General features: G+C 36.7%; 14 protein-coding genes. 10 read left to right on the forward strand and 4 right to left on the reverse strand.

Annotation, left to right across the window (positions count from 1 at the left end):
• Nucleotides 1-42 precede the first annotated feature (42 nt).
• On the reverse strand, nucleotides 43-1,353 hold the full coding sequence (gene dnaA, locus F3G69_RS06730; RefSeq protein ID WP_021090297.1) for a chromosomal replication initiator protein DnaA: 1,311 nt from the start codon (nucleotides 1,351-1,353) through the stop codon (nucleotides 43-45).
• A gap of 122 nt (nucleotides 1,354-1,475) precedes the next feature.
• Here dnaA and ruvC point away from each other — a divergent pair, with 122 nt between their 5' ends.
• The 4 genes from ruvC (at nucleotide 1,476) to F3G69_RS06750 (ending at nucleotide 4,419) form a co-directional block, all read left to right on the forward strand.
• Nucleotides 1,476-1,955, forward strand: a complete 480-nt coding sequence (ruvC, locus tag F3G69_RS06735; RefSeq protein ID WP_188115347.1) for a crossover junction endodeoxyribonuclease RuvC — start codon at nucleotides 1,476-1,478, stop codon at nucleotides 1,953-1,955.
• A gap of 17 nt (nucleotides 1,956-1,972) precedes the next feature.
• On the forward strand, nucleotides 1,973-2,662 hold the full coding sequence (locus F3G69_RS06740) for an MOSC domain-containing protein (protein WP_149714779.1): 690 nt from the start codon (nucleotides 1,973-1,975) through the stop codon (nucleotides 2,660-2,662).
• Nucleotides 2,663-2,795: 133 nt separating this feature from the next.
• Complete coding sequence (luxS, locus tag F3G69_RS06745) at nucleotides 2,796-3,311, forward strand: S-ribosylhomocysteine lyase (protein ID WP_149714780.1); 516 nt, start codon at nucleotides 2,796-2,798, stop codon at nucleotides 3,309-3,311.
• A gap of 1 nt (nucleotide 3,312) precedes the next feature.
• Complete coding sequence (locus F3G69_RS06750; protein WP_149714781.1) at nucleotides 3,313-4,419, forward strand: DNA adenine methylase; 1,107 nt, start codon at nucleotides 3,313-3,315, stop codon at nucleotides 4,417-4,419.
• A gap of 52 nt (nucleotides 4,420-4,471) precedes the next feature.
• On the opposite strand, the gene thyX is transcribed toward F3G69_RS06750, so the two are convergent.
• From thyX to F3G69_RS06765, 3 genes are all read right to left on the reverse strand, one after another.
• Nucleotides 4,472-5,101 carry an FAD-dependent thymidylate synthase gene (gene thyX, locus F3G69_RS06755; RefSeq protein WP_149714782.1) on the reverse strand — a complete coding sequence of 210 codons (630 nt, stop codon included), beginning with the start codon at nucleotides 5,099-5,101 and terminating at the stop codon, nucleotides 4,472-4,474.
• Nucleotides 5,102-5,219: 118 nt separating this feature from the next.
• Nucleotides 5,220-7,697, reverse strand: a complete 2,478-nt coding sequence (gene flgE / locus F3G69_RS06760; protein WP_149714783.1) for a flagellar hook protein FlgE — start codon at nucleotides 7,695-7,697, stop codon at nucleotides 5,220-5,222.
• A 121-nt stretch (nucleotides 7,698-7,818) separates the two neighbouring features.
• Nucleotides 7,819-9,186 (reverse strand): Na+/H+ antiporter NhaC family protein, encoded by a 1,368-nt coding sequence (locus F3G69_RS06765; protein ID WP_149714784.1) that lies wholly within the window; start codon nucleotides 9,184-9,186, stop codon nucleotides 7,819-7,821.
• Nucleotides 9,187-9,305: 119 nt separating this feature from the next.
• On the opposite strand from F3G69_RS06765, the gene pyrE reads away from it, so the two are divergent.
• From pyrE to F3G69_RS06795, 6 genes are all read left to right on the forward strand, one after another.
• Complete coding sequence (gene pyrE / locus F3G69_RS06770) at nucleotides 9,306-9,914, forward strand: orotate phosphoribosyltransferase (RefSeq protein WP_149714785.1); 609 nt, start codon at nucleotides 9,306-9,308, stop codon at nucleotides 9,912-9,914.
• Between the two features lie 244 nt (nucleotides 9,915-10,158).
• Nucleotides 10,159-10,848 carry a response regulator transcription factor gene (locus F3G69_RS06775; RefSeq protein WP_149714786.1) on the forward strand — a complete coding sequence of 230 codons (690 nt, stop codon included), beginning with the start codon at nucleotides 10,159-10,161 and terminating at the stop codon, nucleotides 10,846-10,848.
• A complete protein-coding gene (locus tag F3G69_RS06780; RefSeq protein ID WP_149714787.1) occupies nucleotides 10,838-12,265 on the forward strand; it encodes an ATP-binding protein in 1,428 nt (475 codons plus the stop codon). The genes F3G69_RS06775 and F3G69_RS06780 overlap by 11 nt, the downstream gene beginning before the upstream one ends.
• 96 nt (nucleotides 12,266-12,361) lie before the next feature.
• Nucleotides 12,362-14,428 (forward strand): multiheme c-type cytochrome, encoded by a 2,067-nt coding sequence (locus F3G69_RS06785; protein ID WP_021090404.1) that lies wholly within the window; start codon nucleotides 12,362-12,364, stop codon nucleotides 14,426-14,428.
• Between the two features lie 44 nt (nucleotides 14,429-14,472).
• Nucleotides 14,473-15,231 carry an FKBP-type peptidyl-prolyl cis-trans isomerase gene (locus F3G69_RS06790; RefSeq protein ID WP_149714788.1) on the forward strand — a complete coding sequence of 253 codons (759 nt, stop codon included), beginning with the start codon at nucleotides 14,473-14,475 and terminating at the stop codon, nucleotides 15,229-15,231.
• A gap of 20 nt (nucleotides 15,232-15,251) precedes the next feature.
• Nucleotides 15,252-15,923, forward strand: a complete 672-nt coding sequence (locus tag F3G69_RS06795) for a 4Fe-4S dicluster domain-containing protein (protein WP_149714789.1) — start codon at nucleotides 15,252-15,254, stop codon at nucleotides 15,921-15,923.
• Nucleotide 15,924 lies beyond the last annotated feature (1 nt).

The following is a 15,924-nucleotide window of genomic DNA, read 5'->3' on the forward strand; positions in this document are numbered from 1 at the left end:
TATGTTCTTTTTCACATTTATTCACAAATTTCATATTGTATTTTATCCTTTTGTCAAAATTTTATTTTTTAATTCAGTAACTTTTAGACTAAAAATTTCATTAGTTTGTATTAGCTCATTTATCTTTTTAATATTATGACTAACAGCACTGTGATCTTTCATACCAAAATAGTTTGCGATTTGTGGCATTGAGTTTGTTGTAAGCATCTTTGCAAGATATATGATTATTCGTCTTGCTTCTACGATATTTGTAACTCTTGATTTGCTTTTTATATCACTTTGTTTGATATTTAGCTCTTTACTAACTATTTCAACGATAGTATCGAAATTTATATTTTCACGTTTTTCTTTGATAAGATCTTTTAATATACTTTTTGCAAGATCAAGTGTGATCTCTTCTTTCATAAGAGTTTTAAATACGTTTAAATTTATGATAGCTCCCTCGATCTCACGGATATTATCTCCCATGTTTGTAGCTATGTAGTTTATAACCTCCTTATTTAGATCGATTTTATCAAATTCGCATTTTTTGATGATGATGGCTATCTTTGTATCAAGTTCAGGTGGCGTAATATCAGCCATAAAAGCCTTATCAAATCTTGAAATCATCCTATCTTCAAAGCCTTTTAGTGTCTTTGGAGGTCTATCTGAAGTCATAACTATTTGACCATTTTTTGCTAAAAGTTCATTATATGTGTTGAAAAATTCCTCTTGGATTTTATCAGTTTTACCAAGAAACTGCACATCGTCTATTAGTAAAACATCGCAGTTTCTATATTTTTCACGAAATTTTGGCATTGAGTGGTTATTTATATGACTGGTAAAATCTATCATAAATTGTTCGCTAGTTACGCAAATAACGGTTTTTCCTTTATTTAGGCAGTGATTTCCGACTGACTGAAGTAAGTGAGTCTTGCCAAGTCCCGTCGTGCCATATATAAAAAGTGGATTATAAAGTACGCCAGGCTTTTCAGCGGCTGCTTTTGCGCTTAAAAATGCGTATTGATTTGAAGCTCCACAGACAAAATTTTCAAATGTGTAGCTTGGATTTAAAATGCTACTTTGTGTTTTTATTTGCTTAACATTTATTTGATTTTGTTTTGATATCTTGCTACTTTTAGTAGATGAAATTTCTATATTTGGTTTTATGCCTGTTCTAACTTCATATAGATGAGCGATTTTATCAGCATATCTTGTATTTATAAATTTAGCCATCAACTCATTTGGTGCAGTAAATACGATAATATGATCGTCTGAAGCCTTTTCGTTAAATTTTAATTGCTTGATATAACTTTGGTATTCTTCAGGTGAAATTTGTGTTGAAAGATTTTCTAAAATTTCGTCTGCTATCAAATTTTTATGCCTTAAATTTCGAGAATTTTTATAGTGATACTATCTTAATTTTAATAAAACCTTTGTTAAACTCTGACAAACTTTTTCACATCGTGAAAAAGTCGTGAAAAAGTATTGAAAAGATAGTGATGAAAATTTTAGGAATCGACCCAGGTACTAAGAATTGTGGTTATGCAATACTTGAAAAAAATAAATTTAAAACTACTCTTCTTGAAGCAGGACTCATAAAAATAAAACCAAACACACTTCAATATCAGATTACCGAGCTTTGCGAGGGGCTTGATCTCATCTTTAAAAATTATAAATTTGACGAGGTCGCGATCGAAGACATATTTTTTGCTTACAACCCAAAAACGGTTTTAAAACTCGCTCAGTTTCGCGGAGCGCTCAGTCTTAAAATTTTACAGCTTCATGGTGATTTTGCTGAGTATACGCCACTTCAGGTGAAAAAAACTGTCACTGGCAAAGCCAAAGCTGATAAAGAGCAAGTGGCATTTATGGTGAAGAAAATTTTAGGTATAAACAAAGAGATAAAACCGCTTGATATCACCGATGCGATAGCGATCGCACTAACTCATGCGAATAATTTAAGAGTAAGCTAAATTTTGATAGGAAAAAAATGGCAATAGTAAAAGCATTACTAATCGGCGAGGTGAAAAACTATGGCTCGCAAAGTGCAACTGATAAGTTAAATACACCATGGAGTTCAGCTATATTTAAAGTAGCTCAAAATGGCGAAATTTTTGCAAATGAACTTGGCTTTATGTGTGATAACGTCGCTGATACGAAGCACCATGGAGGCCCAGAAAAAGCTATATTTGCAAATTCGTTTGCAAACTATGCCGAGTGGGAGAGTTTTTTAGGATTAAAAAATATGGCTTATGGTGCGATGGGGGAAAATTTATGCATTGACGGTCTTGATGAGAGTAGTGTCTGTGTAGGTGATATCCATAAAATAGGCTCACTAGTGCTTCAAGTCTCGCAGCCAAGAAAGCCTTGTTTTAAGCTCTCAAAAAGATGGGGCAATGAAAATATGGCTACTCACATCTTTGAAACCGGCTTAACAGGCTGGTATTACCGTGTCATCACTCCAGGATCGTGCAAGGCAGGTGATATCATAGAGATAGTCAAAAAGGATGAAGTTAGTATGAGTATTTTGGAGGTAAATAGGCTGTTTTACGCGCCAAATGAGAATTTAAAACTATTAGAAAAATTTAATGCTCTCACTACTATCACAAACGGCTGGCATGGTGATATAAAAAGACGCCTCCAAGGTATTTATAATACGGAATATATGAGAAATTTATAATAGTAAGTAAAAGTTTTGTTATTTTAATACCCACAAATACTCAAATATTATTAGGCTCGTGTAAATTTACATGAGCCTTTAAAATTTTAAACATTTTTTTCGCTAGAATTACCAAAAATTTAAAGGAGAATATATGCCACTACTTGATAGTTTTTGTGTAGATCATGTGAAAATGCAAGCCCCAGGAGTAAGACTAGCAAAAAGTATGAAAACGCCAAAAGGCGATGATATAAGCGTTTTTGATTTGAGATTTTGCAAGCCAAATGAAGAAATTTTGCCAGAAAAGGGCACTCACACTTTAGAGCATCTTTTTGCTGGCTTTATGAGAAACCACCTAAACGGCAACGGCGTAGAGATCATAGACATTTCGCCGATGGGTTGCAGAACTGGCTTTTATATGAGTGTGATCGGCACACCTAGTGAAGAAGCCGTAAAAAAAGCATGGCTTGCTTCGATGAAAGATATCTTAGAGGTCAAAGATCAAGATAATATCCCAGAGCTAAATAAATTTCAATGTGGCACTTACAAGATGCACTCACTTGATGAAGCGCACGCCATAGCAAAGAAAATTCTTGATCATAGCCTAGTCATCATAAATAACGATGAGATCAAGCTTGACGTTGATGCTATGGGACTAAAAAAGCACTGATTTGAAGCCAGTAAAACAAGAAAATAAAGCCTATCTAAAAGAGCAAATTTTAACCTATCTTGGTAACAAACGCTCTCTTTTAGGCTTTATAGATCTAGGCGTAAAATACGCAAAAGATGAGCTTAAAAAAGAGAAGCTTAGCTGCTGTGACCTCTTTAGTGGAAGCGGTGTGGTGGCTAGGTTTTTAAAACAAAATAGCGAATTTCTAGTCGCAAACGACTTGGAACTTTACAGCTTCATCACAAACTCATGCTATTTGCAAAACGCCACAAACGAGCTAAAAAATGAGATAAATTTCTGGCAAAAAAAGCTTGAAAAAGAGATAAAAAATAACCTTTCTGAGGGCTTTATAACAAGGCTTTACGCCCCACAAGATGATGAAAATATCGCTTTTGGCGAGCGGGTCTTTTACACAAGAAAAAATGCCAAATTCATCGATACTGCAAGAAGGCTCATAGATGAGCTAATGCCAGAGGAGATGAAAAAATTTTTCATAGCTCCGCTTCTTTATAATGCAAGCGTACATGCAAATACGAGTGGAATTTTTAAAGGTTTTCATAAAAATAAAGATGGCATCGGTCAGTTTGGCGGCAGGGGACAAAACGCCATCTCAAGGATCACTTCTGATATAAATTTGACTAAGCCAATTTTCTCAAATTTTAACGTGCCTTTTGAGGTCTATCAAAAGGATGCAAATTTGCTGGCAAAAGAGCTTGATGGGCTTGATCTAGTCTATCTTGATCCGCCATATAATCAGCACCCATACGGCTCAAACTATTTCATGCTAAATCTCATCGCAAGCAACACTGAGCCAAGTAAAATTTCAAAAATTTCAGGCATTGCAAAAGACTGGAACAGATCGGTTTTTAATAAAAAATCATCAGCAAGCGAGGCATTTTTCGAGTTGATAGCAAATTTAAAGGCGAAATTTGTGCTAATCTCGTTTAACTCAGAGGGCTTTATTAACCAAGATGAATTTGATAAAAATTTAAACAAAATGGGCAAGGTTCATCTGCTTCGTAAAAAATACAACGCCTACCGTGGTAGCAGAAATTTAAAAGCTAGAAACATCCACGTAGACGAGCTTCTTTACGTTTTACAAAAGTAAATTTAGCGCTCGTTTCATCACTTCTAAATTACAAACCACACTAACTCAAATGTTAGTTTTGCTCATCATCTGGCAAGCACTTTTCAAAGATAAATTTATGCTCTTTGGGCAAGGCATCGTAGATAGCATTTGCTAAATTTCTGATCTCCCAAAGGGCTGATTTTGAGCTTCTAAGAGAGATGAAATTTTGCAAGCTTCTAGCGTTTATGCTCCATGTAAGCTCGGTTTTATAGCACTCTGGCAAGCAGTATTTGACTATATCAAGGCTTTTTGTAGTTGAGGCTAAAATTTCACGCAAATTTTCAAGTGCTTTTATGCTTGCGTTATCAACTAGTTCGTCATTTGTTAGTACAATAAATTTCGCTGCACGCTCAAACTGCCCTACTTCAAATTTTTCCTCTTTTTTTAGCTCTTTTAGTGTGTAGCGAGTTGATTTGACACTTAGACTTGCCAAGCGGTGACGAGCTAGCTCTTGAAGTAGCGCGCGAGAGATGCCTTGGATGTAGAAGTTATAGTATAGGTGCTCTAAGGTCGAGGCATGCTTAAATTTATTGCCTACTCTATCTATTAGCTCAACATCTTTTTCGCCGCCGTTATCACCTTTTTCAAAGCTTTGCCAGCATGTGCGGATAGCGTGAGAGCAGATATTTAGTGGAGTGTGATTTAGTAGTGTTACTTGCATTTTTTCTCTTTTGTAAAATTTTTTAACATTTTACAAAAAGAAGGCTGATTTTATTTGTAAATTTAAAGCATAAATTTCAAAGGGAGACAAACGCTCCCTTTTGTAAAAGTCTTAGTTATTATTGTTTTAATTGAAGAAGTGTATTTAACATCTCATCGCTTGTTGTGATCGTTTTTGAGTTTGCTTGGAAACCTCTTTGTATGACGATAAGATCTGTTAGCGCACGGCTTAGATCGACGTTACTAGCTTCAAGTTTTGAAGCTGCGATCGTTCCTTTATCGCCTGTGCCAGCTGCACCGATGACTGCTTCGCCTGAGTTTGCAGTTTGTGAAAAGACATTTCCGCCCTCGCTTTGAAGACCCTCGTTATTTGTAAAGGTAGCAAGTGCTACTTTAGCTAGGCCAAAGCTTTGACCATTTGAAAATGAGCCTATTATCGTTCCAGTCTCATCTATTTTTATGCCGTTTAATGTGCCGCCTGTGTAGCCATCTTGTGAGATTGACTCAGTTGATGAGTCTTTATCAAAGCTTGTTAAGCCGTTAAAGTCAGTTCCAAGACCAAAATTTAAGCTAATGTTTTGGCCACTTTGTGAGCCGTTGTTAGCTGAAAATGTTATCGTTGCTGGATGAAAACTTGCAAGTGAGCCATTTGCGTTAAATCTAGCTGTTCCAGTTATAACATTATCTGGGCCTTCACCTGTGTAGTTTATCTTAGCTGGCTCTGGCACTTGTATAACCATGCTCCACTCTGTACCACCATCTGTTGTAGTGCCTGTCTTTGTCCATTTGATACTAACTGTGTGTTTTGAACCAAGTGAGTCAAAAATTTCTGCCGTTGAGCCGTGGCTTGACATCATCATCTTGCCACTTGCTCTTAGAGCTTGGCCTGGGCTTAATGCGCCATCAAGTGCTTTCATAATAGTTGTAAGTCTAACATTTTCATTTATAGCTGAATTATTTGTACCTTGAGCTGGCTTTGTAAGACCAGTTGTTGTCATATAAAGTGCATGATCTGCTACTTCATTTGATGGATTTTCTAGTTGAAATTGACCTAGCTTATTTACAGTAATCTTTGTGCCATCATTTAAATCATCAGCAAGTTTTTTAAGTGCTGCAATACCAGCTGCGTGCTTTTGATCCGGAGTACCAGCTGCAGCATTATAAGCATTATTATAAGCTGTTTGGCATGTTGTATCAGTTATAGCTGCTCCACCAGCACCCGGAGTTATATTATGAGTTTCTGTTGCTTGTTTTATAGCATTAGGTACAGCTGAGTTTACTCTTATTTGACCGTCGCCATTGTAGTCAACGTAACTCCTTGCATCTTTTTGCATAGCAGCACGAAGATCTTCTGTTGTAGTTACTTGTCTTTCTTTCGCATCATTATATTCGTGAACTGCTGTTGTTTGTGAACTCGTATAGACATATTGATAAGCTGTGATGATATCTCGATTTTTTAAACCGGCATCTGCTAGAGGTACTCCCATTGCTGTTGTTGCTGCTACTAATTCATCACCAGTATTGACAGTTAAGTGAATATTTTTTGTCTCTTTTGTAGTACCTGAATTATTTCTATTTATAAGTGTTAGTTTATTACCTTCTGAAATTTCAGCTCTAACACCAGTTTTATTATACTGAGCATTGATAGCAGCAGCAACATCACTTATGTTTGTTACATCTCCGGTTATATTTACACCATTTAATGTTATATTTAATTTTTTTGCAGTTCCATTAGTAAGTGAACCAACATTATTTGGTGATCTACTTCCTATTTCAAATTTTTCAGTTTTGGCATTTGCATAGCTCACCCAGATACCTTGCCCATCTCTTAGAGCAAGACCATTTCCAAGCTCGTCAAATGTAACGCCAAGATCGACGCCACGCTCTGTTAAGCTTTGCTCTTTTCTTGAGTTTGTATAAAACTGATCATTATTTACATCATTTTCGTTATGGACTTCGTTTGGATCTAAAATTCCGTCATTGTTATAGTCACGTCCGCCAGCAACAGAGTCTAGTGAATAAATAGGCGTGCTTCTTTGTCCTATGGTATTGCCTGAGTCAAGGTTGCCTTTTATCTTTACTTCTGTTGTTGCTCTTGCAGGAGTAGTAAGACCCTCTTTGATCACGATATTTTTTATCGGTCCAGTTGAGTCGATAGTGCCAGTCTCTTCATCTCTTGTCCAGCCTTGAACGATATAGCCACTATTGTTTACAAAATTTCCAGCTTTATCACGGACAAAGTCACCATTTCTTGTATAGTATCTTGTAGTTCCGCCATCTGGAGATACGACAAAGAAACCATTTCCTTGAAGTGCAAGGTCTGTTTGCTTATCAGTAGATGTTAGTGTACCTTGTGAAAAAATTCTCGTAGTTGAGTTTATAGTCGTTCCTAGACCTATTTGCATAGCATTTTGACCGCCTAGCTGACCTTGTGGAGCGGTAGCAACTCTTGGAGTTTGGCTTAGTATATCAGCAAAATTTGCACGGTTGTATTTATAACCATAAGTATTAACGTTTGCGATATTATTGCCTTCTACGTCCATGGCTATCTGGTGGGCTTGCAGGCCTGAAACACCAGACCAAAGTGATCTCATCATTGACTTATCCTTTTTGCATTTTAAATTTTTATATTTTTCAAAAGCAAAAGATGTTCCAAAAATTTATATTGATAAAAAGTAGAAGAAATAAAAAGAAATTTGGCGTAATTAACGCCAAATTTTATCCAAGTATCATTGCACCTACGACACCACCGATGATAAGTGGGATATTGAAAAATACAAATGTAGGCACACAAGTATCATATATGTGGTTGTGTTCACCATCAGCATTTAGACCGCTTGTTGGCCCAAGTGTGCTATCGCTTGCAGGACTTCCAGCATCTCCTAGAGCCGCAGCTATACCAACTAACAAGATGATGGCTGGTACGCCAAAACCAAGACTAACGCATAGTGGCACGTAGATAGAAGCTAAAATAGGTATTGTACCAAAGCTAGTGCCTATGCCCATCGTGACTAAAAGACCGATAAGAAGCATCAAAAATGCCCCACCTATCTTGCCGCCAGATACCAAGCTAGCGTATTTTACAAGCTCATCAATACCGCCACTCTCTCTTAAAATGGCGCCATATCCCGCAGCAACTAGCATGATAAAAGCGATAAATCCCATCATAGCAAGGCCATTGTCCATGATCTTATCTACTTTTTTATACTCGATACCACCAAAAACGACCATAACCAAAAGTCCAAGTAGTGCGCCAAGAGGTAGCAGCTCAGTATAAATTTGCACACCAAAAGCCACAACTGCACCAGCCAAAACCGCCCACTCTTTTTTAGTCATCTCAAGGCTTTTTGCACGCTCGATCTCATCAAGCTCTTCTTTTTCAAATTTTGAAGTTTTATAAACTCTTTTTTTACCATAAAAAAGTATGGCAAGGATAAGTCCAATAAGCATAGAAGCGCCACCTATCCACATAACAGAAGATATATCAGAAATAGATGTGGTTATGCCGTTATTTGCTAGCTCTTTTTTTAAGATATTGTGAAAAAGCAGACCAAAGCCAACGCTAAGGCTTACATAAGGTGCTTGAAGACCAAATGTCAAAGCACAAGCCACGGCACGTCTATCTATTCCCATTTTGTTCATAATAGCAAGAAGCGGCGGGATCAAAATAGGTATAAAAGCTATGTGAACAGGGATTAAATTTTGAGATAAGCACGCTATAAATGCAATAGTTAGTATAAAAATTACTTTATTTGAGCTAAGGAATTTACTCAAAGCATTTATCAAGATAGCAGTTAAATTTGTATTTGCGATGGCAGCTGCTAGAGCACCAAGCAAAATATAACTAAGTGATGTTTCAAGATTGCCTTGCATACCGCTTATAAGGCTTTGTGTAGTCTCTTTTAGGGCTGTAAAGAGGCTATCTATCCCATCTGCAATGCCACTTTCAAATCCACTAAATCCATGCTTATACATTACTCCCGCAACAAGAGCAGAGATAAGGATAGAAAGCAAAATGTTAAAACGCAATAGACAAAGTATCGTCATTACCAAAATGCTAAAAACAACAGGGTTAAATATAAGCATGAGCGTCCTTTTTGTGAGTGTTGAGAGATTATACAAATGTGTGGCTTATTAAATTTTAAAAAGAGTGGCTTAAGTGGGCTTGTGTTAAGATTTTGAGTAAATTTTAAAAGGAAAAAACGATGGATTTAGAGAAAATTTATAAAGAGGCTGGGGCATATTTAGAGGGACATTTTTTACTAAGCAGTGGCAATCACTCGCAGTTTTATCTCCAAAGTGCAAAGGTGCTTGAAGACCCAGCTTTGGCTGGAAAGCTAGCTGATGAGCTTGCCCGTGTGATAGAGAAATTTGGCATTAAATTTGATAGCGTTTGCTCGCCTGCACTTGGAGGAATTTTAGCTGGCTATGAGCTAGCTCGCGCAGCAAAGAAGCGTTTTATCTTTACAGAGCGAGTTGAAAAGGTAATGAGCTTAAGACGCGGATTTGAGGTGAAAAAAGGCGAGAAATTTATCGTTTGTGAAGATATCATCACGACTGGCGGCTCGGCACTTGAAGCAGCGCACGTGATAGAGAGCCTTGGCGGTGAGGTAGTTGGCTTTGCAGCACTTGCGAATCGTGGCTTTTGTAAGGTTACAAATTTAGACAATGAGGCCAAGCCAAATGCAAAACTGCCAAGCGATAAGCCATTTTTTGCTTTAGGAAATTTTGAGTTTGAAATTTATGAGCCTGAGCATTGCCCACTTTGTAAAAATGGAAGCAAAGCGATCAAACCTGGAAGCAGAGGCAACTAAAATTTATACTATAAATATAGCTATCTTTCTTTTTAAAAATTGATTGATAGCTAAAATTTTTAGAAAAATCCAAAAATAGTATTCATAGAAAATTTTAATAAAGGCTTCAAATCATTTCAACAAAAATTTATAGTTTAATTTTTAAAAGTAATCTGTTTTTTATATTGGTATGAATTATTTTTTAGATAATCTTATTTTTTAAGCTACCAAGTGATAATATCTGCTCAAAAAGCGAGATGAAGCTATGCAAGAATATGATATTTTAGACGTTTTATCAAATAAAAAGGTCCTTTGCCTTGAAGATGAAGAGGCGATTTTAAAAAATATTTGTGCGTCTTTGGAACTATTTTTTGCCGAGGTAAATGGCGTAACAGATGGCTATGATGCACTTGAGCTAGCGATGAGCGATACTTATGATGTTTTGGTGCTTGATATAAGCGTGCCAAACATCGATGGCCTAGAGATCGCTAAAAAAGTAAGAACTATAAATCAAAAAATTCCTATCGTGATCTTATCAAGCCACGTCGAGCAAGAGTATTTGTGGAGAGCAGTTGAGCTAAAGATCACAAGGTATCTTGCAAAGCCATATGATAAAAAGTCATTTATAAAAGCCCTAGAAGACGTTGCTTTAGAGCTTGTTGGACGTAAGCCGACTCTTAGACTAAATGATGAATTAGAATACGATTTTGGTAAAAAAGTACTTTATATAAATGGTGAAATTTCTCATCTAAGTAAGAGCGAAAGCAGGCTTTTGGAGTATTTTTTAAACAACAAAAATCAAACTATAACTTATGAACAAATTTTTGATTATATTTGGGAGTATGAGCAGCCAAGCAAAGAGGCGATAAAGACGATCGTAAAAGAGCTTAGAAGGAAGCTTGGCAAAGATGTGATTAAAAATTTATACGGCGTAGGTTACCTTTGTGAAATATAAATTTCAGCTAATCGTTAGTGTTTTTATCTTTGTTTATCTCTTAATATCCGCACTTGTTTTAAATTTTTATAATAATCTTGCAATGAAAGATGCCAAAAAAGAGGCATATTATGTGCTTGAGAGTATAAATTCTGTAAGAGAGTACATCGCAGGCGTTCAGCGTCCATTGATAGAGCAGCTAAAGCATGATGGCATTATAAAAGAGGACTTTTTTGACGAGAGATTGCTTTCATCTTCATATATAAGCCGTGAAATTTATAATATCCAAAAGAAAAAATATAATCTTGACTTTGACTACAAACTAGTCGCCATGGCACCTTTAAATAAAGCTCATGAGCCAAATGAATTTGAAGCGCAGGTGTTAAGAGGCTTTAAAGAGAATAAATTTAGTGAGTTTTCAAAGATTATAAAAGATGAAAATGGCTCACAATTTTTTGTAGGACTTCCTATAAAAAGTCAAAATACATCTTGCCTAGCCTGTCACAATAGCGAAAGTGCTCCAAAACAGATGTTGGATCGTTATGAAATTTCAAATGGAAAAATTTCTGAAGCAAGTGAGATGATGGCAATGCTATCTTTTAAAATCCCACTACGTGCCATTTTCTCTTACCATTTAAAAGAGGTTGTCATCATAATGAGCGCGATAGCCTTTGTATTTGGGATATTTTTGCTACTTGTTTATAAGATGCATAGGCGCGGAGAAGAGAGCAAAAGACAGACTGAACAGCTAATGATACATCAAAGCCGCCTAGCTTCAATGGGCGAGATGATAGGCAATATCTCACATCAGTGGAAGCAGCCTTTAGCTCAAATCAGCTCAGCTTTAATAAATTTAGAACTCTATCAGGAGCGAAAAAAGCTCGATGAAGCAAAAATTTATGAGTTTATAGAAGAGACTAGCAAGCAGATAAATTTTATGTCTGAAACGGTTGATGATTTTAAAAACTTTTTTAAGCCAAATACTTTAAAAAGGGAGTTTAGCGTAGAGGAAGTAGTAAATCAGACTATAAAAATTCTAAACGCCTCACTTAAGAAATATCAAATCGAAATAGAGATCGATATAAGAGAAAATTTTACGATTTTTGCAAATTTTAATGAAATAATTCAAATCCTAATAAACATTATAAATAATGCAAAAGATGCATTTAAACAAAGCTATGTAAAGCCAAGAGTAATAAAAATTTATACCTTTGTAAAAGATAATCGTAAAAATTTATGTATAGAAAATAATGCAGGCGCCATAAAGACTTCGTTTTTAAATGTTATCTTTGAGCCACACTTTAGCACAAAAGAGTCTGGCAGTGGGCTTGGTCTATATATGAGCCGGCTAATCGCTAACAAAAATAACGCGCTAATCTTTGCTAGAAATGTAGATGAAAATAGTATTACATTTACAATTAGTTTCGAAAATTTATAATTTATTAAAATTCCCCCTTTTCTACCCTTTTTTGGTGTTAGTATTATCAGTATGAAATCATTTTGATTTTAGGATAAAAAATTTAAAGGAGGGCACATGAGAAATCTACAAAAAGCCTTAGCTGGTTTGCTCATGGGTGTTAGCATCTTCGCTTCACAAGCCTGTTGCGAAGAGCATAATATGCAGATGTCCGATAAAGCACGTGATGTTATCGCAAATCCTAAAGGCACACTGCAAAGTAGAGGTGTTATCTCCTTGCAAGACTACGTTGTAGAAGAGCAAGAGATGTATAACTGGTTATTTAAAAACCACCCTATTTTTACAAAGTATGGTGGTAAAACCGTCGGTAAAATGGTCGTTCACGACCGTGGCTTAGAGTGGCTTGCCGAGGGACATGGCTTTGATATGTCAAAGCTTAGTAAAAGAGATGGCGGTAAGGGCTATAGCTCTATGATGTATAGAATTCCAGCCACTTCATCACTTCAGTTTCCTAACAAATTTGTAGGACCAGAAAAGTGCGGTGAGTGTCACCCAGCCCAGTATGAAGTGTGGAGCAGATCTCGCCACGCAACTACTATGCGTTTCCCTGGTGAGCACCCAGAGGTTAATAACAACCTAACTGAGCCAGTATTTGACAAAGATACCGCTTCTATCCTTCCAAAAGGTATCACTCCAGATGTTATCTACGCAACCGTTGGTCACTTAAGAACTAAGATGGGCTACGTTGATGCGTGGCTACTTCGTGGTACTTACTACGTTGAGGGTGGTTTGCTAAGAGATGGTACAGGTCAGATCGTAGCTGGTGGTAACCAATGGCAAAGAACATGGGCGTTAAATTTAGACGACGCTACTGTTAAGAAAATCAAAGAGCTTGTCCCAGAATTTCCTGGCACTCTTGAAGAGTATGGCGACAATGGCGGATATGTTAGAGGCCTAGCTTCATACGCTGCAAAACATAAAAAATCAATGTTTTTCCAAGCAAACTCATCATATTGTGAAGTTTGTCACCCAGTTAAATTTGATTTCAAATCAAAAGCAGAATTTTATGCAGCACTTGGTAATGCTAAAGAGCTTCAAAAACACACTATCTCAAAAGGCGTAAGCTGTGAGGAGTGCCACGGAGCTGGCGGTCACCTTGATGGGGCTACAAATTTTAGAACATCAAACTGCGAACGCTGCCACCAAAGATTTAACTTTAGCCCAGATCTAGCTCGTGCTAATCCTCTTAATAACGGTAAGCTTGATCTCTCACTTAGCTCTAAATTTAAATCAATGGGACCAGGATGTGGTTCTGAAGGTTCACAATCATACTTTACAGCTCACTATGACAAAGGTATGAGATGTGTTACTTGCCACGATCCACACGACAATACAGGTCCAGTTGTAGGCGATAAGAGCGTAACTGGTATGAACTATAACTCAGAGCAAGGCTATCTAAGCTCATTCTATACTAAACCAAAAATTAGAAAAGAGTGTAAAGATTGCCACGAGACTCAAGCATATATCGCATCTAAAGCAGATACTCACAAAGACAATACTTGTGCATCTTGCCACATGCCATTTATGATGAGTTGTGAGAATTTCTACGCTGTTCAGTTCCAAGACAACGCTGGCTTTGATACTCAAAGAAGATCTCACATCTGGAAGATTATGGTTGATCCAAAAGAGAAATCTCTAGTACCAGGCGATGCTGCTAAAGGTCCAAGAGATGCTAAAGATTGGCACTTTGAGAGAGATAAAAATGGCCATAACTACGTTGACTTGATGTGGGCGTGTGCTAGAACATCTTGGGCTGATAAGGATATGAAAGATACCAAAGGCTGCCACAGCCCAGTACTATCTGAGCTAAAACCAACACTTCACTTCAAAAACCAAAAACAAGTTTATGATGAAGTTATGGGATGGCAAACTCCAGTTAAGAATGAATTCTCTGAAGTTAAAATTGGTATTGAAGGACTTTACTCACTACTTGAGACTAAAAAACTTGATGCAAGTGATAAAGTAAGAGTTTATGAGCTTATCCAAAATGCTCAAGAGATCATCGATATGGTTGAAAAAGATGGTTCGTGGGGTATGCACGGATTTAAATTTACTAAACAAAAACTCGATGCATCAAAAGAGTATATAAAAGAAGCTCAAAGAATTTTGAATAAAAATTTATAGCATTTAGGGGCTAGTTTTAGCCCCTTTAATCTTAAGGGTTTGATATGAAAAATAAGGTTTTAAAATTTACGCTACTTCTTAGCTTAAGTGCTTCTAGTTTACTTGCAAATGTAGATTCAAATGAGTCTTATGCTATGGGAGCAACAAGTGGTGGATATGTTTTAAAAGGGTTACTTGAACAAAAACAAATAGGCATTAGCTACGATGCTGAGGCCGTTATCAAAGGTTTTAGTGATGCACTAAAAGGAGAGCTAAAACTAAGCGATGATGAGATAGCAAAGCTACTAAACAAAAGAACTGAAAATTTAGACAAGATAGTAAAAGAAAAAGAAGCTGCCATACTTAAAGAGAATTTAAAGCAGGGCAAGGCTTTTATGGATAAAAATGCAAAAAATAAAAATGTAAAAACGACAAAATCAAAATTACAATATGAAATTTTAAAATCAAGCAAAAAAGGAGCAACTCCAAAACAAGAAAGTATCATCATAGCAAACTACAAAGCTAGCTTTATCGATGGTAAGGTCTTTGATGAGACAAAAGAGGCTCCAGCTCATCTTTCTATGCTAAATTTGATCCCAGGTCTTGAAGAGGGCTTAATGCTCATGAAAGAGGGCGATAAGTTTAAATTTGTTATCCCGCCAGAACTTGCGTATGGCGATAGCGGCATGGAGGGCATACCTGGAGGCGAGACTATCGTTTTTGAGATAGAGCTTGTTAAGGTCTTAAAGCCAGGTGAGTTAGCCGAGGCTGCAAAGAAAATTCATGAGAAAGAACTAAATGAGGGCATCAAAAAGCCTCATTAAGATAAAAAATGGAGTTAAAAATGCAAAATCAAAAAAATAGAAGAGCCTTTTTAAAAAGCATGGTAGTTGTGGCTGCTGGTGCTGGTGCGGCAAGTAGTGGTTTTGCTTTTAAGAGTGAAGAAAGTGTAAAAAAACCACACTTTGGTATGATATTTGACCAAAATAAATGTGTTGGCTGTACGGACTGCGAGATAGCTTGCAGAAAGGTAAATTTAGTCCCAAAAGGACAGATGAGACTTTTTATAGAAGATAAGACTAATCCTAAAAATTTACTCGATAAAAGATTTGTAAGAGTATCTTGTCAGCAGTGCGTCGATGCGCCTTGTGTAGCTGTTTGTCCGACCAAGGCTTGTCATAAAGACGAAAAAACTGGTATACAAACTACAAATATAGATGATTGTATCGCCTGTAAATACTGCATCGTAGCCTGTCCATATGATGTGAGATATATCGATAAGGTTACGCGCTCAGCTCAAAGCTGTAACTTTTGTGTAGATACAAATTTAAAGGATGAAAAAGAGCCAGCTTGCGTAGAAGCTTGTAGATATGAGGCGATCGTTTTTGGTGATCTTAACGATGAAAATTCGCACATCAGTAAGCTACTAGCCGTAAAAGATAGCATAAGGCTAAGAGCAGAGCTTGGCACAAAACCAAGCCTTAGATATATTCCTAAAGTAAAAATGGGGGTGTAAG

It is taken from the genome of Campylobacter concisus, assembly GCF_902460625.1.
Classification (GTDB): Bacteria; Campylobacterota; Campylobacteria; order Campylobacterales; family Campylobacteraceae; genus Campylobacter_A; species Campylobacter_A concisus_AD.

Excerpts from the sequence above, each read along its gene's own strand:
- F3G69_RS06790 (WP_149714788.1), top strand. The coding sequence starts at position 14,473 with ATGAAAAATAAGGTTTTAAAATTTACGCTACTTCTTAGCTTAAGTGCT.
- F3G69_RS06785 (WP_021090404.1), top strand. The coding sequence starts at position 12,362 with ATGAGAAATCTACAAAAAGCCTTAGCTGGTTTGCTCATGGGTGTTAGC.
- F3G69_RS06740 (WP_149714779.1), top strand. The coding sequence starts at position 1,973 with ATGGCAATAGTAAAAGCATTACTAATCGGCGAGGTGAAAAACTATGGC.
- pyrE (WP_149714785.1), top strand. The coding sequence starts at position 9,306 with ATGGATTTAGAGAAAATTTATAAAGAGGCTGGGGCATATTTAGAGGGA.
- luxS (WP_149714780.1), top strand. The coding sequence starts at position 2,796 with ATGCCACTACTTGATAGTTTTTGTGTAGATCATGTGAAAATGCAAGCC.
- F3G69_RS06795 (WP_149714789.1), top strand. The coding sequence starts at position 15,252 with ATGCAAAATCAAAAAAATAGAAGAGCCTTTTTAAAAAGCATGGTAGTT.
- F3G69_RS06765 (WP_149714784.1), bottom strand. The coding sequence starts at position 9,186 with ATGCTTATATTTAACCCTGTTGTTTTTAGCATTTTGGTAATGACGATA.
- thyX (WP_149714782.1), bottom strand. The coding sequence starts at position 5,101 with ATGCAAGTAACACTACTAAATCACACTCCACTAAATATCTGCTCTCAC.
- F3G69_RS06775 (WP_149714786.1), top strand. The coding sequence starts at position 10,159 with ATGCAAGAATATGATATTTTAGACGTTTTATCAAATAAAAAGGTCCTT.
- flgE (WP_149714783.1), bottom strand. The coding sequence starts at position 7,697 with ATGATGAGATCACTTTGGTCTGGTGTTTCAGGCCTGCAAGCCCACCAG.